The organism is Pseudomonas sp. v388 (assembly GCF_003935425.1).
Lineage (GTDB): Bacteria > Pseudomonadota > Gammaproteobacteria > Pseudomonadales > Pseudomonadaceae > Aquipseudomonas.
Genome location: NZ_RHQN01000004.1, coordinates 353,724 through 373,374, shown reverse-complemented (window position 1 = coordinate 373,374; position 19,651 = coordinate 353,724). Strand labels below are relative to the sequence as shown.

The 19,651-nt window shown below is 59.8% G+C and carries 20 protein-coding genes; 13 read left to right on the top strand and 7 right to left on the bottom strand.

The window, feature by feature from the left end; translation table 11 throughout:
* The first annotated feature begins 129 nt into the window (after positions 1 to 129).
* From EGJ27_RS12330 to EGJ27_RS12320, 3 genes are all read left to right on the top strand, one after another.
* Entirely contained in the window at positions 130 to 804 is a 675-nt protein-coding gene (locus EGJ27_RS12330; protein ID WP_125831019.1) for a TIGR04211 family SH3 domain-containing protein, read from the top strand.
* Between the two features lie 397 nt (positions 805 to 1,201).
* Positions 1,202 to 2,803, top strand: a complete 1,602-nt coding sequence (locus EGJ27_RS12325; protein WP_125831018.1) for a tetratricopeptide repeat-containing response regulator — start codon at positions 1,202 to 1,204, stop codon at positions 2,801 to 2,803.
* Positions 2,800 to 3,492: a sensor histidine kinase KdpD gene (locus tag EGJ27_RS12320; protein WP_125831017.1), complete on the top strand. Its 693-nt coding sequence runs from the start codon at positions 2,800 to 2,802 to the stop codon at positions 3,490 to 3,492. The genes EGJ27_RS12325 and EGJ27_RS12320 overlap by 4 nt, the downstream gene beginning before the upstream one ends.
* A gap of 93 nt (positions 3,493 to 3,585) precedes the next feature.
* Here EGJ27_RS12320 and EGJ27_RS12315 read toward each other — a convergent pair whose 3' ends face one another.
* Positions 3,586 to 4,266, bottom strand: a complete 681-nt coding sequence (locus tag EGJ27_RS12315) for a class I SAM-dependent methyltransferase (protein ID WP_218568054.1) — start codon at positions 4,264 to 4,266, stop codon at positions 3,586 to 3,588.
* A gap of 52 nt (positions 4,267 to 4,318) precedes the next feature.
* Positions 4,319 to 5,251, bottom strand: a complete 933-nt coding sequence (locus EGJ27_RS12310; protein ID WP_256672785.1) for a methyltransferase domain-containing protein — start codon at positions 5,249 to 5,251, stop codon at positions 4,319 to 4,321.
* A 348-nt stretch (positions 5,252 to 5,599) separates the two neighbouring features.
* Here EGJ27_RS12310 and EGJ27_RS12305 point away from each other — a divergent pair, with 348 nt between their 5' ends.
* Together EGJ27_RS12305 and EGJ27_RS12300 are read left to right on the top strand one after the other, a co-directional pair.
* Positions 5,600 to 6,841, top strand: a complete 1,242-nt coding sequence (locus EGJ27_RS12305; protein ID WP_177523016.1) for a glutamine synthetase family protein — start codon at positions 5,600 to 5,602, stop codon at positions 6,839 to 6,841.
* A gap of 72 nt (positions 6,842 to 6,913) precedes the next feature.
* Entirely contained in the window at positions 6,914 to 8,260 is a 1,347-nt protein-coding gene (locus EGJ27_RS12300; protein ID WP_177523010.1) for an MFS transporter, read from the top strand.
* A gap of 145 nt (positions 8,261 to 8,405) precedes the next feature.
* On the opposite strand, the gene EGJ27_RS12295 is transcribed toward EGJ27_RS12300, so the two are convergent.
* The 4 genes from EGJ27_RS12295 to flgA form a co-directional block, all read right to left on the bottom strand.
* Positions 8,406 to 9,152, bottom strand: a complete 747-nt coding sequence (locus tag EGJ27_RS12295) for a flagellar brake protein (RefSeq protein ID WP_125831015.1) — start codon at positions 9,150 to 9,152, stop codon at positions 8,406 to 8,408.
* Positions 9,153 to 9,234: 82 nt separating this feature from the next.
* Positions 9,235 to 9,702 (bottom strand): flagella synthesis protein FlgN, encoded by a 468-nt coding sequence (locus EGJ27_RS12290; protein WP_125831014.1) that lies wholly within the window; start codon positions 9,700 to 9,702, stop codon positions 9,235 to 9,237.
* A 50-nt stretch (positions 9,703 to 9,752) separates the two neighbouring features.
* A complete protein-coding gene (gene flgM / locus EGJ27_RS12285) occupies positions 9,753 to 10,061 on the bottom strand; it encodes a flagellar biosynthesis anti-sigma factor FlgM (protein WP_125831013.1) in 309 nt (102 codons plus the stop codon).
* 161 nt (positions 10,062 to 10,222) lie between these two features.
* Positions 10,223 to 10,981, bottom strand: a complete 759-nt coding sequence (gene flgA / locus EGJ27_RS12280) for a flagellar basal body P-ring formation chaperone FlgA (RefSeq protein ID WP_125831012.1) — start codon at positions 10,979 to 10,981, stop codon at positions 10,223 to 10,225.
* A gap of 78 nt (positions 10,982 to 11,059) precedes the next feature.
* Here flgA and EGJ27_RS12275 point away from each other — a divergent pair, with 78 nt between their 5' ends.
* The 7 genes from EGJ27_RS12275 to EGJ27_RS12245 all read left to right on the top strand — a co-directional run bounded on the left by EGJ27_RS12275 (position 11,060) and on the right by EGJ27_RS12245 (position 18,247).
* The gene (locus EGJ27_RS12275) at positions 11,060 to 11,992 is read left to right on the top strand and encodes a chemotaxis protein CheV (protein ID WP_125831011.1); all 933 of its coding nucleotides are present in this window, start codon (positions 11,060 to 11,062) and stop codon (positions 11,990 to 11,992) included.
* 49 nt (positions 11,993 to 12,041) lie between these two features.
* Entirely contained in the window at positions 12,042 to 12,869 is an 828-nt protein-coding gene (gene cheR, locus EGJ27_RS12270) for a protein-glutamate O-methyltransferase CheR (RefSeq protein WP_177523009.1), read from the top strand.
* Between the two features lie 391 nt (positions 12,870 to 13,260).
* Positions 13,261 to 13,668, top strand: a complete 408-nt coding sequence (gene flgB, locus EGJ27_RS12265; RefSeq protein WP_125831009.1) for a flagellar basal body rod protein FlgB — start codon at positions 13,261 to 13,263, stop codon at positions 13,666 to 13,668.
* A gap of 3 nt (positions 13,669 to 13,671) precedes the next feature.
* On the top strand, positions 13,672 to 14,112 hold the full coding sequence (gene flgC, locus EGJ27_RS12260) for a flagellar basal body rod protein FlgC (protein ID WP_125831008.1): 441 nt from the start codon (positions 13,672 to 13,674) through the stop codon (positions 14,110 to 14,112).
* Between the two features lie 15 nt (positions 14,113 to 14,127).
* Positions 14,128 to 14,811, top strand: coding sequence for a flagellar hook assembly protein FlgD (locus EGJ27_RS12255; protein ID WP_125831007.1), 684 nt, complete (start codon positions 14,128 to 14,130; stop codon positions 14,809 to 14,811).
* 28 nt (positions 14,812 to 14,839) lie between these two features.
* The gene (gene flgE / locus EGJ27_RS12250; RefSeq protein ID WP_125831006.1) at positions 14,840 to 16,180 is read left to right on the top strand and encodes a flagellar hook protein FlgE; all 1,341 of its coding nucleotides are present in this window, start codon (positions 14,840 to 14,842) and stop codon (positions 16,178 to 16,180) included.
* Between the two features lie 267 nt (positions 16,181 to 16,447).
* Positions 16,448 to 18,247 carry a flagellar hook-basal body complex protein gene (locus EGJ27_RS12245; protein WP_125831005.1) on the top strand — a complete coding sequence of 600 codons (1,800 nt, stop codon included), beginning with the start codon at positions 16,448 to 16,450 and terminating at the stop codon, positions 18,245 to 18,247.
* Positions 18,248 to 18,396: 149 nt separating this feature from the next.
* Here EGJ27_RS12245 and EGJ27_RS12240 read toward each other — a convergent pair whose 3' ends face one another.
* Positions 18,397 to 18,579 carry a hypothetical protein gene (locus EGJ27_RS12240; protein ID WP_125831004.1) on the bottom strand — a complete coding sequence of 61 codons (183 nt, stop codon included), beginning with the start codon at positions 18,577 to 18,579 and terminating at the stop codon, positions 18,397 to 18,399.
* A 299-nt stretch (positions 18,580 to 18,878) separates the two neighbouring features.
* Here EGJ27_RS12240 and EGJ27_RS12235 point away from each other — a divergent pair, with 299 nt between their 5' ends.
* Positions 18,879 to 19,619 carry a flagellar basal body rod protein FlgF gene (locus tag EGJ27_RS12235; RefSeq protein WP_125831003.1) on the top strand — a complete coding sequence of 247 codons (741 nt, stop codon included), beginning with the start codon at positions 18,879 to 18,881 and terminating at the stop codon, positions 19,617 to 19,619.
* Positions 19,620 to 19,651: the final 32 nt, after the last annotated feature.

The following is a 19,651-nucleotide window of genomic DNA, read 5'->3' as shown; positions in this document are numbered from 1 at the left end:
CGCTGTTCAATGGCAGACCGCCTGCCCGGGCAGGAGTTGCATGAAAAACTGCGGTTTACACGCAGGCCCATCGTTAGCTGGCCCGGTCATCGGGGCCTTTTTTCATTTTCAGATAAAGACAATCACGCCATGCCATCTCATCTTTGCGCACTTCTTTCCCGTGCTCCCGGCCTCTTCATTGCCCCGCGCCGCGTGTTCGGCGCGATTTTTTTCGGTGCCATGCTTGCCGCCCTCACACCCGTCAATGCGCAGGCCGCCGAAGGCGAACGCTGGGTCAGTGACAGCCTTACCACCTATGTACGCAGCGGTCCGACCGACGGCCATCGCATCGTCGGCACGTTGAAGTCCGGGCAGAAGGTCGAGCTGCTGACCACCTCGGGCAACTACAGCCAGATTCGCGCTGAAAGCGGCAGCACCGTATGGATCCCCAGCGCCGATCTTCAGGAAGCACCGGGCCAGGCGGAGCGTGTCCCGCAACTGACCCAACAGGTCGCCGACCTCACGGCGCAGCTCGCGGATATCGACAACACCTGGAAAACCCGCGTCCAGGGCATGCAGGAAACCCTCGATTCGCGCAAGAAGCTGGTGGATGAACTGGAAGCCCGCACCCAGTCGTTGAACGCCGAACTGGCTGACACTCAGGCAGAGTTGCGTACCACTCAGGCGCGCCTGGGTGACGAGAACAAACAGGTCATGATGCGCTATATGGTGTACGGCGGCAGCATCGCCGGTGCCGGCCTGCTGGTGGGCCTGATCCTGCCGGCGCTGACCAGTCGCCGCAAGAAGAACGACGGCTGGGTCTGACCAGGCACTTTCCCGGCCGCTGGCCGGGAAGGCCGGCTGTATTCCCCACGCGTCGATTCATGGCGCGTCTTTCTGCCGACCGGCTCTGGTCCGGCAGGTTCTCTCGGACGCCAGCGGCGCCTGCGCATTCGATTCATCTCTCAGATTGCCAGTGCTGCGCTGGCCCAGCTGTCCGCTTAGTTCAGGTTTCGCTCTATAGTTTCTCCGGCTGCGGTCGAAAAACTTGGAGTTCCCGGCAACTTGCAGCGACGGACCATCTGCTCCGGCCACTGAACATCATTTGGTAGCGAGTTGCCATAGGTCAAGATGCGCGCGCCCTCGAAGGCCGTGCGCTTGGGTCCGGCCCTTGCCTGACCCGGATATCTACTATTTCACCCTTTCCTGCATAGGATTCTGGATGCTGGCGTATAACCAAAAAAGCTTTCTGATCGTTGATGATTTTTCCGATTTCCGCAGCTCGGTCAGGTCGATGCTGCGCGAGTTGGGCGTCAAGGAAGTGGATACCGCCGACACCGGCGAGCAGGCGCTGCGCATGTGCTCGCAAAAGCGTTATGACTTCGTGCTGCACGACTTCAACCTGGGTGACGGTCGCAAGAATGGCCAGCAAGTGCTGGAAGACCTGATGGTCGAGCGGCTGTTGAGCTACGAAAGTGTGTTCATCATGGTCACGGCCGAAAACAGCCAGGCCATGGTCATGAGTGCCCTGGAATGGGAGCCGGACGGCTACCTGACCAAGCCGTTCAACCGCGCGGGCCTTGCGCAGCGACTGGAAAAACTGGTGCAGCGCAAGACGATGCTCAAGCCGATCCTGCAGGCGCTGGACCGCCGCAAGCCCGCCGAGGTGCTGCTCGCCTGCAACAAGCTGATTCAGCAGGACCCGCGCTTCGCGCCATTGTGCCTGCGCTACAAGGCCGACGCGCTGCGCGACCTCAAGCAGAATGAACCGCTGGAAGCGTTCCTCAAGGGCATCCTTGCCGATCGTGCCACGCCCTGGGCGTATGGCGCGCTGGGCAATCTGCTGCTCAAGCGCGGCAAGACTTCCGAGGCTCAGGCGGTATACGAACAGGCGATCAAGGCGTTCCCCACCATGCCGGCGTTGTTCGACGGCCTGGCCGACGTGCTGGTGGCGCGTGGCGAACTCAAGCATGCCCAGAGCGTACTGGAGAGCGCGGTGCGTCTGTCGCCGCTGGCGGTGCGGCGGCAGAAGCTGCTGGGCAAGCTGGCGCTGAGCAACGAAGATTTCGAAACGTCTTCCAAGGCCTTCCGTCAGGCGGTCTCGCAAGGGCAGCACTCACGCTTCAAAGACCCGGAAACCAATCTGGGCCTGGCGCATGCGCTGATCAGCAAGGGCGGCGACGCCGGGCTGGACGCGCGCGCCAGGGTCGAGATCAACAACGCGCTGGGCGATGTTGCCAAGGAGCACACGGCCGACGAAGGGCTGCAAGTCCGCACCCGCCTGATGAAGGCGGCGAGCCTGCAGCATTCCGATCCGGAAGCCGCCGCCAAGCTGACCGAGCAGGCGATGGCCCGGATGGAGGGCATGGAGCAGTTTCTGGGGGCCGAAGCCGCACTGGTGGTCGCCGCGCAACTCAAGCAGCTTGGCCAGGAAGAGGCCGGTGCCGGGGTGCTGAAAAACTGTGCGGAAGTCTACGGTGACGATCCGGCGATCATGAAAAGCGTAGCCAGCATGACCGACGATCCCGCCATTCTCGGCGTCAACAAGGCGGCCATCGATTTCAACCTGCAAGGTGTGCGCAGCTACAAGGCCGGCAACCTGACCGAGGCACAGGATTTCTTCCGTCGCGGCCTGGCGTTGCAACCCAGGAACATCAGTATTGCGTTGAACATGGCGCAATCGCTGCTGCACCCCGGACAGAACCTGGGTGAAGCCGGGCTTGAAGAATGCCGGGCGTGCCTCAAGTCGGTCGGCAAGATTGCCGACAGCGATCCACGCTACGAGCGTTACCGCAAACTCAAGGAAAAGGCGTTTGGCGCATGAGTGACACAGAGCCGGGACTGGATTTTTCCATGGTGATCGCCTCCACCGTGCATGACATGAAAAACTCGCTGGCAACCCTGACCCAGGCTCACAGCCAGTGGTTGTCGCGCCTCCCTGAACAGCACCGCGAGACGCCGGAGAACGGCGTCATCGAGTATGAATTCGCCAGCCTCAACGGCATGCTGGTGCAACTGCTGGGGCTCTACAAACTGGGCGTCAACCAGTTGCCGCTGCGTCCTGACTACCACGAGCTGGATGACTTCATCGAGGCGCAGCTGGCTCATCACCAGGAGGTGCTCGACAGCCGTGGCATTGCCGCCGATGTCGAAGTCGACCACCTGAGCCCGCTGGGTTTTTTCGACCGTGAACTGATCGGCTCGGTGGTGGCCAACATCATCGTCAACGCCATCCGCTTCGCCCGCGAGAAAATCCTCGTGACGCTGGGGGATGATCAAGGTCAGCTGAAAATATCCATCAACGACGACGGCCCGGGCTATCCGGCGCACATGATCGAGCACCAGACCGACTATGTACTGGGGATCAATCAGGGCAGCGGCAGTACCGGGCTGGGCCTGTACTTCGCGTCGCACATTGCCAGGCTGCATGCCCGCAACGGTGTCGAGGGACGCATCGAAATTGCCAACGGCGGGGAATTGGGCGGCGGGTTGTTCAGTATCTATCTGCCTTGAACCGACGCTGACGACAGAGGTTTTTTTGACGCCCGCCTGATGCATCGATGATTCGATGCATCAGGCGGGCGTTTTGCGTTGCCGTGCCTTCGGTTAGCGGACGTCGACGTTGAGCAGGCGGGTCGCGAGATTCCTGACGCTGGTCTGCGGCGCCTTTTTCACCGGGATCGAGCCGCGCTGGAAGACCACGACACTGTCGTAGTAACTGATGCAGAAGGTGAAGCGAGTCATGAAGGTCGGCGCGATCTGTCCACGGGAATGGTCCGCGTTCAGGTCGTCGATGAAGCTCTTGCTGATGTTGATGAAGGTGTCGGGGTTGTCCTTGCCGCCGCCGTATTCAGGCCAGTAGGCCGTGTGCAGATCCTCGACGATGTAGATGCCGTTTTTCGGCAGGGTCGGATACAGCAATTCGAACGTCTGGGTGATGTGGTCCATCCGGTGGCTGCCGTCGTCCAGCACGATGTCGAACGGGCCGAATTCGTCGAGCAGCTTCTGGAGAAACTCGGGGTCCGACTGATCGCCGATGCGAATGTGGACGCCGTCTTCCTCCATGCTCTGGCACTCAGGGTTGATATCGATCCCGACGATGGTCGCCAGCGGGCCGAAGAAGCGTTTCCACATCTGCAGGGAGCCGCCTTTGGAAACGCCGATTTCCAGCACCGTGATGGTCTTGTTGCGCCATTCGCTCAAGTGCTTTTCGTAGATCGGAAAGTAGTGCGTCCATTTGTGGATCAGGCGATCGTCATTCGTTAGAAAATCTTGCCAAAGGTTCATCCGGTACTCCATGTGCAACGGCGCAGGCCTGTCACTGATTTTGGGGGCAATGTCACAGAACGGGATTGGCGTAGACAACGCCCGACCAGTCGAAGAACTCTTTGCGGAAAGCTTCGTTCTCTGGCTCGATGATGAGCGCCTGACGAAGAAACTCGACCGCTTCGTGGTTATCGCCCAGTTCACGGGACAGGTGGCCGGCCAGGTGCAGCTTGACCGGGTCGAAGAAGTTGAACGACAGCGAAATCTTCAGCATGGCCAGCGCTTCACCCAGGCGACCCGCTTCCCAGGCGCCGAACAGGTCGCGAGCGAAGCTGTCGTCATCGGGCCACACCGACTCTGCCAGCTTTTCATATTTGCGCAGCACGATGGTGTGCCCGTTGCCTACCTTGCTGTCGGTTTCCTCGAAACTCTCGATCAGCCAGCGACCCAGGTGGTGCTGGTTGAGGTAGTTGACGACCCGCAGCATGCTTTGCAGGGAAAACACCTGGTAGTGATCGCGCCAGGTCTGCGCAGGCATATCGGCCATGCTCAACTTGTTTTCGTAAGCGGCAATCATTTCTTCCAGCGTAGTCAGCCGGCGGAACCGGTCTTCCTGAGCGGCGATGCGCTTGGGGAAGATGCAGAAGAACACACCGAAATTCTTCAGCGCGCGCTCCGACTCGATGAGTGCGGCGAAGGTGTTGGGATCGTGCTCGATGACGTGGGAGCTGACCAGGTAATCCAGGCTGGAATCGGGTTTGGGGATGTTCTGGAAGTCACCGATCAGGTCGACCCTGGCCATCTGGCCGTTGGAGTGATCGACATAGTTGGCCTGGTAACGCTGGTAGTCGAGCAGGTCGCGCTCGAACATGTAATCGACTCCGTCACTGGGAGACAGGTTGGGGCAGTCTGTCAGATAGAACGAGTTATGAATCGAGGCACCGAGCTCCAGGCCCTCGCCGACGCAATATTTGTAGGCGAGGGGCATGCCGTGAGTACGAAACATAGTTGCTCCTTGAGTGACGGAAATTTGAACTTCAAGTGTTTTTAGCAGTAATCGTGCCACCGCCTGCCGCCTGGCCGGGTGTGATGCAGGCTGTGCGACATTGGCTGGTCTGGAAACGTCAGGTCCGGACGTTCTTTTTCCAGGTGCCGCTTCCTGACCTTGGTCGCGCTTGAAATAGAACGACAGGGATGCGTATGTTGTAGGTCTCGCCGCCGGACGGCTTGAACGACGATCAAGGATTGAGCAATGACCAGCAATGACTCCCTTTGGCCGACACCGGCGTTGCAAGGTGTCGATCAAGTGGAATGCGTGACGCCCGACCTGAACGGCGTGCCGCGTGGCAAGGTGATGACCGCCGAAGGCTTCCTGCAAGGACGGCGCCTGCAACTGGCGCGCGGGGTTCTGTTGCAATGCATCATGGGCGGCTACCCGGCGTCGCGCTTTTATGGCAGTGACGATGGCGACGTGGCAATGATTGCCGACCCGCAACAGCTTCATCGACTGCCGTGGAGCGAGCCGCCGCGTGCGCTGGCGATCTGCGACACCCACGAACTCAGTGGCGAGCCTTGCGGGTTGTCCACGCGGGCCTTGCTCAAGGCTGTCATCGGCCGTTATGCAGCGCGTGGGCTGGCGCCGGTGGTGGCCACCGAACTTGAGTTTTTCGTGTTCGCGCCCAACCCTGATCCGTTCCAGCCATTTGCCGCGCCGGTGGGCCTCGATGGACGCCGGGAACAGGGGTATTCGGCGTTCAGTGTCGGTTCCCATAACGGTCTGCGACCATTCTTTACCGAGGTCTATGCCGCCATGGCGGCGCTGGGCCTGCCGCGCGATACCTTCATGCATGAGATGGGCATCAGCCAGTTCGAGATCAACCTGCTGCATGGCGATCCGCTGCTGCTGGCCGACCAGACGTTTCTGTTCAAGCACCTGCTCAAGGAAGTCGCGCTCAAGCACGGCCTGAACGTGGTGTGCATGGCCAAGCCGTTGGCGCACACGCCGGGCAGTTCCATGCACATTCACCAGAGTGTGGTGGATGCCGCATCCGGGAAGAACGTGTTCAGTGGCGATGATGGTGAGCCTACCGACACCTTCAGTCATTTCATTGGCGGTCAGCAGGCCTGCATGGCGGATTTCACTGCGCTGTTTGCGCCGAACGTCAATTCCTACCAGCGGCTCTGCCACCCGTACGCCTCGCCCAACAATGCCTGCTGGTCGCTGGACAATCGCGCTGCAGGACTGCGAGTGCCGGCCAGCGATCCGGTCGCCAGGCGCGTGGAAAACCGTCTGCCCGGTGCCGATGCCAATCCCTACCTGGCCATTGCCGCTAGCCTGGCGGCGGGGTTGTACGGCATCGAGCATCGAATCGAACCCGACGCTGCGGTGCAGGGCGAGATCGAGGTGCCCGACGCGCTGACCTTGCCCTGCACCTTGCACGCGGCCCTTGAACGTCTCAAGCGCAGCGAGCTGGCCAAGGAACTGTTTGGTCATGAGTTCATCGAAGGTTACGTCGCTTCCAAGTCCCTGGAGCTGACCAGCTTCTTCGACGAGATCACTCCATGGGAACGGCGCGTGCTGGCCGCCCAGGTCTAGGCTTCACTTCACCTCCTTTGAACCGTCGTTCTGGCGCAGCCCATCGGGCAACGCCTTATTTCTGGAAAATCGATGCGCCAAATCTGGAAATCCTTTCGAGCCTTGTATTTCGCCTCGCTGATGATGTTGATCGGTTCAGGCCTGTTGAGTACGTATCTGGCGCTGCGTCTGGCGGCCGACCAGGTCGACAGCCTGTGGGTCGGTGCGCTGATGGCCGCCAACTATTTCGGTCTGGTGCTGGGCGGCAAGATCGGCCACCGCCTGATCGGGCGAGTCGGGCATATCCGGGCCTACGCGACCTGTGCCGGGATCGTCGGCGCCGCCGTGCTCGGTCACGGCCTGATCAGCTGGCTGCCGGCCTGGCTGATACTGCGGGTGATCGTCGGACTGGGGATGATGTGTCAGTACATGGTCATTGAAAGCTGGCTGAACGAGCAGGCCGCGGCCAAGCAGCGCGGCATGGTGTTCAGCGGCTACATGATTGCCTCGTACCTCGGCCTGGTGCTGGGCCAGTTGGTGCTGGTGATTCATCCGGGGCTGGGGCCGGAGCTGCTGATGCTGGTGGCACTGTGTTTTGCCTTGTGCCTGGTGCCGGTCGCCATGACCCGCAGCATTCACCCGGCGCCCTTGCATCCGGCACCGTTGGAGCCACGCTTCTTCATGCAGCGGGTTCCGCAGTCGCTCACTGCGGTTCTGGGCGCGGGATTGATCATGGGCGCGTTTTACGGCTTGGCGCCGGTGTACGCCGCGGATCAGGGACTGACTACCAAGCAGGTCGGTCTGTTCATGGGCTTCTGCATCATGGCCGGGTTTGTCGTGCAGTGGCCGTTGGGGCTGCTTTCGGATCGCTATGACCGGGCGATTCTGATGCGCATCTTTGCCGGTGCGCTGGTGGCCGCATCGTTGCCTTTGGCCGTGCTGCCTCAGGTGCCGGTGGTGATGTTGTTCTGCGTCGGCTTCCTGGCGTCGCTGATGCAGTTCTGCCTGTATCCGCTGGCGGTCGCGTTCGCCAACGACCACGTCGAAGCCGAGCGTCGGGTATCCCTGACCGCGATGCTTTTGATGACCTACGGCATCGGCGCCAGCATCGGCCCGCTGGTGGCCGGCGTGATCATGAAGACGCTGGGCGGGCACATGCTGTACGCCTTCATTTGCACCGCCGGCGTCGTGCTGGTGTTGCTGATCCGGCCCAGGGCCGTTACCCACGAGCACCAGGTGGAAAATGCACCGCTGCAGCACGTGGCCATGCCAGACAGCATGTCCAGTTCACCGTTGGTGGTGGCGCTGGACCCACGTGTGGATGAACAGGTGGTGCAGGATCAGATGCAGAACACGGTCGAGCCTGAAGGGGAGGCGGTGGATGAAATGGCGGCAGACGCGCCGCTGGCCGAGCATGAGGAAGAAACCCGGCCTGCGTGAGGCAATACTACGGAAAACCTGCGGGCAATCATGTGGTAGCTGACTTATCCGCGGAGGCGTCTGTACAGGCAAAAATGATGTAGCGCCTGATCATGCCTCTTCGCGGACAAGCGGAGCGCCGCCCGGTCCTACAACCAGGAGCGGATCAGAAATCGTCGTCTTTATCGAAACGACGTGCTTCACGTTGCAACTGGTAGACGAAACGCTCTACCTGACGCTGCACCAGCCCGCTCATGTTATGGAAGCGCACGCCGGCGAAGGTGGTGTTGACCCTTTCTTCGAAATGCAGATGGCGCAGTTCGACCGGGGCGGTCATGTCACCGAAGGGCAGCCTGGCAATGAAGCGTTCGTAGACTTGCCCCAGTTGCAGACGGTCCGAGATATCGCCTTCGAAACGAAGCTTGCAGCCGGTGGCGGAGATGTCCAGCAGTTTGCCGGAGAGGGTGAACTTGATTCGGTCGCCGCCTATTTCGACGTCGACCAGTTGGGCCAGTTTGAGAGCGGCCCGGAATGCGTTGCGGCGCTGGTGATAAACCACTTCGGTGGGGAGCGAGCCGCGATAGAGACGCTGGCCGTCGACATCGACGATGTCCATCTGCTCGCTGCTTTCCCAGGCGATCCGCACGCCGTCGTGAAAGCCTTCGACCCGGAAGGGTTCGCCGTTGGCCAGAAAGCGTTCCCCGTCACGGGGAATCATTTCGTCGAGCGCAAGCACGTTGCCGTCGCGCTCGACTTCGATCAGATAACTTTGAAAACGCTGGGAGCGCTCATGAAAGGTGATGATCAAAGGATCATGGCTTTCCAGGAGCAACCGCAAGTTGGCGGCAATTTCCAAAGGTGTGTTCAGGACCTTTGGGGGCTGCGGAGCATCATCCGCGCTTGAGCCATTCACTTTTTTCCATCTCCAGGCAAAATACTACGGCAACGCAACAACAGGCATTCTGCCACTACGCAAGAAACCTTGATACAGGGAATTACGCCTGACTGAGCGGACGTGGCTTCGCGCGCCCGGCGGTCGAACCGCGAGCGTCGTAAAGCGTCGGCGTGTCGCCGCCATTCAGAATGCGTAGCTGGTGAGCGGTATTCACCTGCTGCAACTGGATCAGACTGCCATTTTGCTCATTGAGGGACTGACATTCGGCGATCAGGGCGCTCAGCTCATCACCGGCAGCGAGCAGCTGGTCGCCCACGTCCGACTGATGTGCCAGCAACCGCAGGCCTTCACGGTTGGCCGGCAGGCCGATGCTGCTCAGCACCTGGCTGCGCTTGCGGCCGTGCTGTTCGAGCAGAATCACCAATGCGTGTTTCTGCGCCAGCACGTGCTCCATTTCCAGCATGTCGCGGCCATGCAGAACCACGGACTCGGCCTGCAGCAATTCGAGCAGGCGCCGGGCCGGGACCATGTCGTCGGTCATCATTTGAAGCAAAGTAGTGTCGTGCATCGCATGCTCTGGTTTTTCAAGCGTCCAGAAGATCCAGCGCGAGCGTAGGGCTAGCGTTGGGATTCAAAGTTAAGCATTTTGCTCGCAACACGGTTGCTGTCGACTGTGTAGGTGCCGTCGGCAATCGCTTGTTTCAGTTCCGCTACGCGTGCGCTGTTGACGACCGGCAGATCGCCCAACTTATCAGTGATTGTCTGCAACTTTTGAGCCTCACTGCTCAGGTGAACGGTCTCTCCGGTGCTTTTTACGTCTGCCGGGGCGCTGATGGATGCTGGAGCATCGGTCTTGCCTGTGCTGCCGGTACGCGAAGTACCCGCAACGGACTGCGAATTATTGAGACGACTGAAGTCTATGACCATGATGAAAAACCTCTAGGTGTTTGGACGCTTGCCTTGTTTTCGGCCAATTCCGAAATAACTTTAGGCAACGAAATGAGAAAGCGTCACAAAGACGCCCGATCACCGTCGGACATTCACCGCAGTCTAGAAACATCGCACCTTTCGCGCCAGCACCATCGTGTTCACATAGAGACTTCCACCTGTCCTGGTCCGGTGATGTTGGCTTTGATCACCCGGTTGGAATTGAGGTTCTTCACCCGTATCTGTTCGTTGAAACTGCCGTCACTCATCGCTTCGCCCGGCATGCGCACCGCCAGGCTTCCGGTGCGGGCGATGATCACCACCTGATCACCCTTGCGCACCATGGCCGGTTGTTCGAGTGCGACCGGGGTCAGCACCTGATCGATGACCATTGGTCGGAGAACCTTTTGGCCCACGGCCTGATCGATCGAGGCCAGAAAACCCAGGCCCAGGGTGCCGACATCGCGTTCGCGCATCGCCACATCCTCTGCCATTACCACTGCATCGCGCTTGAGCGGGCGGATCGCGGTCACTACATTTCGGTATAGCAAGACTTGTGCCGGAATGAACACAGACCACGGGGAAGAGCCTTCGCAGCGTACCCGGACGCTCACCCGGCCGATCGGGCGGGGCGAGTGAAGCTCGGCTGTCAAATCCTTGTCGCAGAATGCCATGCGGGTACGAGGGTCCAGTTGCTTGACCTGGATTTCGTAACGGCCCTCGATCTGGTTGCTCGTCAAATACTCTTCCACAGTGAACTCAAGAAACCCTTGAGTGACGCCGATAAGCTGTTCAGGCAGTGTGAAGTTCTCGGCACGGCTGAAACTGATCGTGGTCGAAACACACAGCAATGCGATAGCGCACAGTGTTCTGCGGATAGCTGTAGCGATGTGTCGAAAAATTGTCGTCGTAGCGTTCATGACGTATACAGAGCAAGGCCCGTGCCGCTTACCAGATTCGGTGTGTGGATAATGGTCGCTAAAGGTTAGGGGGTCGGCATGGCGGGTGTAATGGATTCGGTAAACCAGCGTACTCAGCTGGTAGGACAGAATCGCCTGGAGCTGCTTTTGTTCCGTCTCGACGGCAAGCAGCTTTACGGAATCAATGTGTTCAAGGTGAAAGAAGTACTGCAGTGCCCCAAGCTGACCGTCATGCCCAAGTCGAGTCCGATCGTGCGCGGCGTCGCGAGTATTCGCGGCGGCACCATCCCGATCATGGACCTGGCAATGGCGACCGGCTCGACGGGTATGATCTCGCTGGTCAATTCCTTCGTGATCATCACTGAGTACAACACCAAGGTTCAGGGATTCCTGGTGCATTCGGTCGAACGCATCGTGAACATGAACTGGGAAGAGATTCATCCGCCACCCAAAGGAACCGGGCGCGATCATTATCTGACTGCTGTGACGCGGGTCGATAATCAGTTGGTGGAAATCATCGACGTCGAGAAGATTCTCGCGGAGGTCGCGCCGATTTCCGAAGAAGTGTCGGTGGGTGTGATCGACGAAGAGGTCCATCACAAAGCGGTTTCGCTGCGTGTACTGACGGTCGACGATTCATCGGTGGCACGCAAGCAGGTCAGTCGTTGCCTGGAAACGGTCGGTGTAGAAGTGACCGCGCTGAACGATGGTCGACAGGCGCTGGACTACCTGCGCAAGCTGGTCGATGAGGGCAAGAAGCCCGAAGAAGAATTTCTGATGATGATTTCCGACATTGAAATGCCGGAAATGGATGGCTATACCCTAACAGCTGCGATACGCAACGACCCGCGTATGCAGAAATTGCACATCACCTTGCACACGTCCCTTTCGGGGGTGTTCAACCAGGCGATGGTCAAGAAAGTCGGTGCTGATGACTTCCTCGCAAAATTTCGACCTGATGACCTCGCGGCCAGGGTCGTAGCGCGGATCAAAGCGGCAGATATTAGCTAGTAGCCAGGGGCTTCGTTCCTGGTGGTTCACATGATTGAGAGGCGGCACCTTGTCTACGGGTAATTTGGATTTTGAGCAGTTCCGGGTCTTTCTGGAAAAAGCCTGTGGCATTTTGCTGGGGGAAAACAAGCAGTACCTGGTGTCCAGCCGTCTCAACAAGCTGATGGAGCAACAGAGCATCAAGTCGCTTGGCGAGCTGGTCCAGCGTATTCAGACTCAGCCCCGCAGTGGTCTGCGCGAGCAGGTTGTCGATGCGATGACCACCAATGAAACCCTGTGGTTTCGTGACACCTATCCATTTGAGGTGCTCAAGAACAGAGTGTTGCCCGAGGCCATCAAGGCCGCTCCAGGCCAGCGCCTGCGCATCTGGTCGGCGGCGTGCTCGTCGGGCCAGGAACCGTACTCGCTGTCCATGAGCATCGACGAGTTCGAGCGCAGCAATCCGGGCCAGCTCAAGGCCGGTGCGCAAATTGTCGCGACCGATCTGTCGGGTGCGATGCTCAACAATTGCAAGACCGGCGAATACGACAGCCTGGCCATCGGCCGTGGTCTGTCGCCGGAACGCCTGCAGCGCTACTTCGATGTGAAAAGTCCGGGTCGCTGGGCGATCAAGGCGCCGATCAAGAGTCGTGTCGAATTCCGCTCGTTCAACCTGCTCGACAGCTACGCCAGCCTGGGCAAGTTCGACATGGTGTTCTGCCGCAACGTGCTGATCTACTTCTCTGCCGAGGTGAAGAAGGACATCCTGCTGCGCATCCACGGCACGCTCAAGCCGGGCGGTTACCTGTTCCTGGGCGCATCGGAAGCCCTCAACGGTCTGCCGGATCACTATCAGATGGTCCAGTGCAGCCCGGGCATCATCTATAAGGCCAAATGACAGCCAGCGATGTTCAAGAAAAAAGAGACCTTCGGGTCTCTTTTTTTTGGCTGCAAGCCGCGGTTCTGTGGGATACAACGGGCGGCGATCCGCCTTGCCGGTGAAGGCGCTGCAAGGTCCCGAAACCTGTTTTGTCAGAAGTGCCGCCTTTGCCAGCAAGCTGGTTCCTACACAGGCGCGGCAAGGCGAAGGGCAGGGTGGCGGCAATGGCAAAAAAACGGCACTTGCCTTGCCGCTTTGCCACGATTAAGCGGAAATGCCTTGCCGCTTTTCTGGCATTGCCGCTTCGCCATCGGCTGAAAGCCCCGTAAACACGGCATATCACAACCTGGCACGCCGATTGCTTTGTCACTGCTACGAAAATCAGGTCAACCGGTAAAGGTTTCCCGACATGAGCATCAGCTTCGATAAAGCGTTAGGCATACATGAAAAGGCCCTCGGGTTCCGGGCGCAGCGTGCAGAGGTGTTGGCCAACAACATTTCCAACGCCGATACCCCCAACTACAAGGCCCGCGATCTGGACTTCTCGTCGGTGCTGGCTGCCGAAAACGACAAGGCCCAGAACGGTCGCTTCGCGTTGAACAAGACCAACAGCCGTCATATCGAAGCTGAAGGCATGGACAACCAGGAAGGCAGCCTGCTGTACCGCACGCCGTCTTCGCCGTCGCTTGACCAGAACACTGTCGACTCCCAGGTCGAACAGGCCAATTACACCGAGAACGCGATGGGCTTCCAGGCCAGTTTCACGCTGCTCAACAGCAAGTTCAAAGGGCTGGTTTCAGCTCTTCGCGGAGAATAATCCATGTCCCTCGCCAATGTATTCAATATTGCCGGCAGCGCCATGAGTGCTCAGACCACGCGTTTGAACACCACGTCCAGCAATATCGCCAACGCCGAGACCGTGTCCTCGAGCATGGACCAGACCTACCGTGCCCGTCACCCGGTGTTCGCCACCGTGTTCCAGGGTCAGCAGGGCAGTGGCGGTTCGCTGTTCGAAGAGCAGGGTCAGGCCGGCCAGGGTGTGCAGGTGACCGGGATCATCGAAGACAGCTCCAACCTCGAAGCGCGCTACGAGCCCAATCATCCTTCGGCTGACAAGGACGGGTATGTGTTTTACCCCAACGTCAACGTCGTGGAAGAAATGGCCGACATGATTTCCGCCAGTCGTTCGTTCCAGACCAACGTGGAAATCATGAACACCGCTAAAACCATGATGCAGAAGGTCCTGACCCTGGGTCAGTGATAAAGGGCGAATCCAATGGCCGTTGAAAACGATGTATCGACGAGTTTCATAAACAAGCTGCAGAACCCGACTCCGACCACGACCGACTCCACCGGTACGCTGGGCAAGGATGCGTTCCTGCAACTGCTCGTCACCCAGATGAAAAACCAGAACCCGCTGGACCCGCAGGACAACACGCAGTTCGTTGCCCAGCTGGCCCAGTTCAGCAGCCTGGAAAGCATGCAGAACCTGACCTCGACCGTGGACTCGATCGCATCGAGCTACCAGTCGTCCCAGGCGCTGCAGGCCTCTTCGCTGGTCGGTCGTTCGGTGATCATCGATGCCGGTTCTACCACCGTCGACACCAGCAAAGGCATGACCGGTACGGTTGTCGTGCCCGCGGCTTCCAGCCTCACCACCGTCAAGGTGTATGACGCTCAGGCCAACCTGGTCAAGACCATCGACCTGGGCGCGAAAACCGCCGGCGGCAACAGCAGCTTCGCCTGGGACGGCACGCTCGAGGATGGCACCGTGGCGCCGTCGGGCAACTACAGCTTCGCGGCCAGCGCCACCATCGAAGGCACCAACACGGCGCTGACCACTTACCTGCCGGCCACGGTCAGCAGCGTGACTCTGGGCGTCAACGGCGCCGAAACCACCTTGAACCTGGCCAGCGGCACTTCTGTTGCGTTGTCCAAAGTACAGACCATCGGAATTTAGAGCCGGCTAAACGGCGAGGGAGTGTTACATGTCTTTCAATATCGGCCTTAGCGGGCTCTATGCAGCAAACAAAAGCCTCGACGTTACCGGCAACAACATTGCCAACGTAGCGACCACCGGCTTCAAATCGTCGCGCACCGAATTCGCTGACCAATACGCGCAGTCGATTCGCGGCACTTCGGGCCAGACCAACGTCGGCAGCGGCGTCTCGACTGCCGCGGTGTCCCAGCAGTTCTCCCAGGGCAACCTGACCACCGGCACTGCAAACAGCCTGGACCTTGCCATCAACGGCAACGGTTTCTTCATGCTCAGCAACAACGGCGAGAAGCTCTACACCCGTGCCGGTGCATTCCACACCGACAAGGAAGGCTACGTCGTCAACAGCGCCGGCATGAAGCTGCAGGGCTACAACGTCGATGCCAACGGCAGCGTCGTGACCGGCGCCCTGAGCGATCTGCGCGTCGACTCGTCGAACCTGGAGCCCAAGGCCACCAGCGCGATCACCAACGTCGCCAACCTGAACTCCACCACCGCGCTGCCTACGGTGACCACGTTCGATCCGACCGACACCAAGAGCTACAACGTCAAGTACAGCACGCCTACCTACGACACCCAGGGTAACGCGCACACGCTTGACCAGTATTTCGTGAAAACCGGCACCAACACCTGGTCCATGTACTCGCTGATGGATGGCCGCAGCATCAGCAACCCGGCTTCCACCACGCCGGACCAGAACAATCTGACCTTCAACTCGTCGGGTGCCCTGGTGGTCGCGGCCAACACCGATCCAACCGCTGCCCAGCCACCGACCAGCAGCGCCAACATCACGTTCAACACCGACGGCACCTTCACAGTCGCCAACTGGGTGCCGGCCGTGCAGGTTGGCAGCGGTACGACCACCAGCTGGGAAGCCAACGGCGCCACCGGTTCCAACATCAAGCTGAACATGGCCGGCATCACTCAGACCGCTTCGGTATCGGGCCTGATCAGCCAGGACCAGGACGGCTACGCCACCGGCCAGCTCAGCGCGATGAGCGTCGATGCGACCGGTAACCTGTTCGCCACTTACACCAACGGCAAATCCCAGGTGATCGGCCAGGTGTCGTTGACCAACTTCGCCAACGTGCAGGGTCTGGCGCAGGCGGGCGGCACCAACTGGCGCGAGACGTTCGCTTCGGGCGTGCCGGTCAGCGGTACTCCCGAGTCCGGCACTCTGGGTTACGTGACCGGTCAGGCGCTGGAAGATTCCAACGTCGACCTGACCATGGAGCTAGTGAACCTGATCAAGGCGCAGAGCAACTACCAGGCGAACGCCAAGACCATCTCCACCCAGAGCACCATCATGCAGACCACCATTCAGATGACCTGATAACCGGTTTGTACAAAAAGCCCGCAGCGATGCGGGCTTTTTTGTGGGCGGCATTTCAAGGAGGTTTCGGGTTTCTTGATCTGTTTAACCTTTTGAAAACAAATAGAAAAATCCCACTTTTGATCTAGAAAATTCCTACTTTGATTGGTGTGAGAATCAGGTTCGTGCTCACGGACCGTTCAATGCGATTCAGCAATGAGCGGTTGGTGAATCACAAGACTATTCACGAACCAATGAACTGGCCGGTTATCCGGCTCGGGAGTTTTCATGTCATTCAATATTGCATTGGGCGGGCTGCGTGCCGCTCACAAGCGACTTGAAGTGGCGGGCAACAACATCGCCAACGTCGGTACGGTCGGGTTCAAATCCTCGCGGGCAGAGTTCTCCGCCCTGTATTCGTCGGCGCGCCTGGGCAGCGGGCGGGACGCGGTAGGCGACGGCGTTCGGCTGGCCAACGTCAGCCAGAACTTCAATGCGGGGGACGTTTTCTCCAGTCAAGGACACCCGCTGGACATGCGCATCCAGGGCAACGGGTTTTTCGTGGTCAGTGATCGAGGGTCGGTGGGTTATACCCGGGCCGGGGCCTTCGTCAAGGATGCCAATGACTTCATCGTCGACAGCCACGGTCGTCGCCTGCAAGGCTATGGTGCCAATTCCCAGGGAGACATCGTAGCCGGAGTGCGTACTGACCTGAAGATCGACACGTCCAACCTGGCGCCCAAGGCCACCAGTGAGATCGGCCAGGTCATCAACCTGGGCTCGGCAACGCCGTCGCTCGCGACCCTGCCGCTGTTCAATCCCGCGGACCCCTCGACCTACACCAAGGTCATCACCCGTACCATCCAGGACGCCGGGGTGGCGGCCGTACCGGCGGTAACGGGCGCCGGCGGGGCGGTCGTCACTCCGGCCAGACCGGCCGTGCCGCCCGCCGACCATGAGCTGAAGCAGTATTTCGTCAAGACCGCCGACGATCAGTGGAACGTCTATGTCACGGTCGACGGCCTCAGCCCGACCGATCCGGCTTCCCATACACCGTTGCAATGGTCCATGGTCAAGCGTCCCGACGGAACCCTGGTGTATACCGGCGGCAGCCAGCACATCAAGAAACTGTCCGACACCGAATTCAGCCTGACCCGCTGGGTGCCGGCACAGCAACAGGGTGGCGTGTGGAAACCCGGCCCTGCGGCCAGTGGCGGGCCGGTGTCGTTGCCGCTCAGCGACGGTGGCGTCAATGGGGTCGATGAGCGTGACCCGGTGATGGACAGGCCGGTGCCGCTGTTCCGGCCGGCGGACGCCGAGTCCTACAGCACCGTGTTTTCCAGCAAGATTTTCGATTCCCAGGGCAACGAACATGAGCTCAAACAGTATTTCGTCAAGGATGGGGTGAACAGTTGGCAGATGCACTTACTGATCAACGACCGCAATCCGATGGATGCGCAGCGCACCGAGCCATACACCGCCAGTTTTCTGTTCAATGCCGACGGAACGGTCAGCTCCATGGCCGGTGGATCTGGACTGGAACTGGACAACCAGACCCTGACCCTCAAGGGCTGGGTACCGTCGCGACTGGTCGATGCCGGCAAGAGCACTGCCCGCTGGATCACCAATGGCGCGGTGGCCAATCCGGAGGGTATCCGGATCGACATGAGTCGGCTTTCGCAGCACAACGCCGAGACCGCGCGCTCTTCGTTGCAGGTGGACGGTCATTCGCCAGGCTTGCTGTCCGGGATGAGCATCGATGCCAGCGGTACGATTCGGGCCAGTTTCAGCAATGGTCTGTACCGCAATATCGGCCAGGTGATGCTTGCCCAGTTCGCCAACGAGCAAGGGCTGCAGCCGCAAAGCGACAGCCGCTGGACTGAAACCATCGAGTCGGGCGCGGCTGTCTATGGCACGCCGGGTGCCGGCAGTCTGGGCTCGATCATCGAACAGTCGCTGGAAGGCTCCAACGTCAAGCTGACCGAGGAACTGATCGAACTGATCCAGGCGCAAACCGCGTACCAGGCCAACTCCAAGGTGATATCAACCGAAGGCACGCTGATGCAGACGATTATTCAGGCGACGTGAGTGCGTCGTCTGTGCCTGCCTCTTCGCCAGCAAGCTGGCTCCCACGGTTGCAGGACGCAGCCTGCTGCGAATGTAGCGCGCAGAGCACCTGCCTGTGGGAGCCCACTTGCTGGCGAGGGCTTACCTGGGGGCGACGCAAATATGTAGCGTTAAATCGAACAGTCGGACTTCACAAAGCTGCCATTCATTTTCACCCAGCCCGGCCCCGGGCTGGTCTGGGCGCAAACGATGCGGTCGTCGCCCTGCCATTTGTAGTAGCGCGCAGGCGCGGCGACGGCGCAGGTGATCAGAAGGCCGGCAAACAGTGCCAGAAGCCAGCGGTGCAAACCCATGAAAACATTCCTTCTACAGAGCGGCAAAGCCGGGCCGATAAATGCCGCAGCACGATACGCCAAGCAATAGCCTTGCCAGCCACCGGATGCAGTTTTTTTGGCGTTGAGTCGCCTCGCGCATGCGTCGAGCGGCAGTCCTCCGCCGCGCGGACTGTCGTCGCCCTGGGTTGCCGATCCCCAAGCCCCTGAAATCGCGGCCCCGCGCGCTGTTTGTATCAAGCCTGACAAGTTGGACCAATAATTGCTTAACCCCTTGCGAACAGCTACAGGCGGCAAGCGTCTGTCGGAGGAGGATTACTGTGGACAAGTTGCTTTACGTCGCCATGAGCGGTGCATCTGAAAACGCCCAGGCGCAGAAGGTTCATGCCAACAACCTGGCAAACGTCTCTACCAACGGCTTCATGCGAGATCTGCAGCAGGCCCGCTCGATGCCGGTGTTTGGCGAGGTCATGCCATCGCGTGCCTATGCCATGGGCGAGCGTCCGGGTACTGACTTCTCCGGCGGCGCCATGGTTCAGACCGGCCGTGAACTGGACATCGCCATCAAGGGCAATGGCTGGATCGCGGTGCAGACGGCCGATGGCGGCGAGGCTTATACCCGCAGTTCCGGCATGAATATCGACGCGTTGGGCGTATTGCGCGACGGCAGCGGTTTGCCGGTTATGGGCAATGGCGGTCCTATCGCCGTGCCGCCACAGCAGCAGATCGAGATCGGCGCCGACGGCACCATCAGTATCCGCTCTTCGGGCGAGAGCCCGCAGGTGATGGCCCAGGTCGACCGCATCAAGCTGGTCAACCCGGACCCGAACACCATGGAAAAAGGCCCCGATGGCCTGATCCACACCAAGAGCGGCCAGCCGGCTGCGGCCGACGCCAATGTGCAGGTCGAGTCCGGCTTTCTGCAGGCGAGCAACGTCAATGCCGTCGAGGAAATGACCTCGGTGCTGAACCTGGCTCGTCAGTTCGAACTGCACGTCAAGATGATGAAGACCGCCGAAGAAGACGACCAGGCCATGGCTCGCGTCTTGCAGATTGGCTAACCATTGATAGCTTGCGCCGACAAACCGGCGCT

Bases quoted from the DNA above. Each gene is read 5' to 3' on its own strand.
- EGJ27_RS12275 (WP_125831011.1), top strand. From the start codon at position 11,060: ATGGCGGGTGTAATGGATTCGGTAAACCAGCGTACTCAGCTGGTAGGA.
- EGJ27_RS12290 (WP_125831014.1), bottom strand. From the start codon at position 9,702: ATGCACGACACTACTTTGCTTCAAATGATGACCGACGACATGGTCCCG.
- flgC (WP_125831008.1), top strand. From the start codon at position 13,672: ATGTCCCTCGCCAATGTATTCAATATTGCCGGCAGCGCCATGAGTGCT.
- EGJ27_RS12330 (WP_125831019.1), top strand. From the start codon at position 130: ATGCCATCTCATCTTTGCGCACTTCTTTCCCGTGCTCCCGGCCTCTTC.
- EGJ27_RS12315 (WP_218568054.1), bottom strand. From the start codon at position 4,266: ATGAACCTTTGGCAAGATTTTCTAACGAATGACGATCGCCTGATCCAC.
- flgE (WP_125831006.1), top strand. From the start codon at position 14,840: ATGTCTTTCAATATCGGCCTTAGCGGGCTCTATGCAGCAAACAAAAGC.
- flgA (WP_125831012.1), bottom strand. From the start codon at position 10,981: ATGAACGCTACGACGACAATTTTTCGACACATCGCTACAGCTATCCGC.
- EGJ27_RS12245 (WP_125831005.1), top strand. From the start codon at position 16,448: ATGTCATTCAATATTGCATTGGGCGGGCTGCGTGCCGCTCACAAGCGA.
- flgM (WP_125831013.1), bottom strand. From the start codon at position 10,061: ATGGTCATAGACTTCAGTCGTCTCAATAATTCGCAGTCCGTTGCGGGT.
- EGJ27_RS12240 (WP_125831004.1), bottom strand. From the start codon at position 18,579: ATGGGTTTGCACCGCTGGCTTCTGGCACTGTTTGCCGGCCTTCTGATC.
- EGJ27_RS12300 (WP_177523010.1), top strand. From the start codon at position 6,914: ATGCGCCAAATCTGGAAATCCTTTCGAGCCTTGTATTTCGCCTCGCTG.
- EGJ27_RS12325 (WP_125831018.1), top strand. From the start codon at position 1,202: ATGCTGGCGTATAACCAAAAAAGCTTTCTGATCGTTGATGATTTTTCC.
- EGJ27_RS12255 (WP_125831007.1), top strand. From the start codon at position 14,128: ATGGCCGTTGAAAACGATGTATCGACGAGTTTCATAAACAAGCTGCAG.
- flgB (WP_125831009.1), top strand. From the start codon at position 13,261: ATGAGCATCAGCTTCGATAAAGCGTTAGGCATACATGAAAAGGCCCTC.
- EGJ27_RS12305 (WP_177523016.1), top strand. From the start codon at position 5,600: ATGACCGCCGAAGGCTTCCTGCAAGGACGGCGCCTGCAACTGGCGCGC.
- EGJ27_RS12310 (WP_256672785.1), bottom strand. From the start codon at position 5,251: ATGTTTCGTACTCACGGCATGCCCCTCGCCTACAAATATTGCGTCGGC.
- EGJ27_RS12320 (WP_125831017.1), top strand. From the start codon at position 2,800: ATGAGTGACACAGAGCCGGGACTGGATTTTTCCATGGTGATCGCCTCC.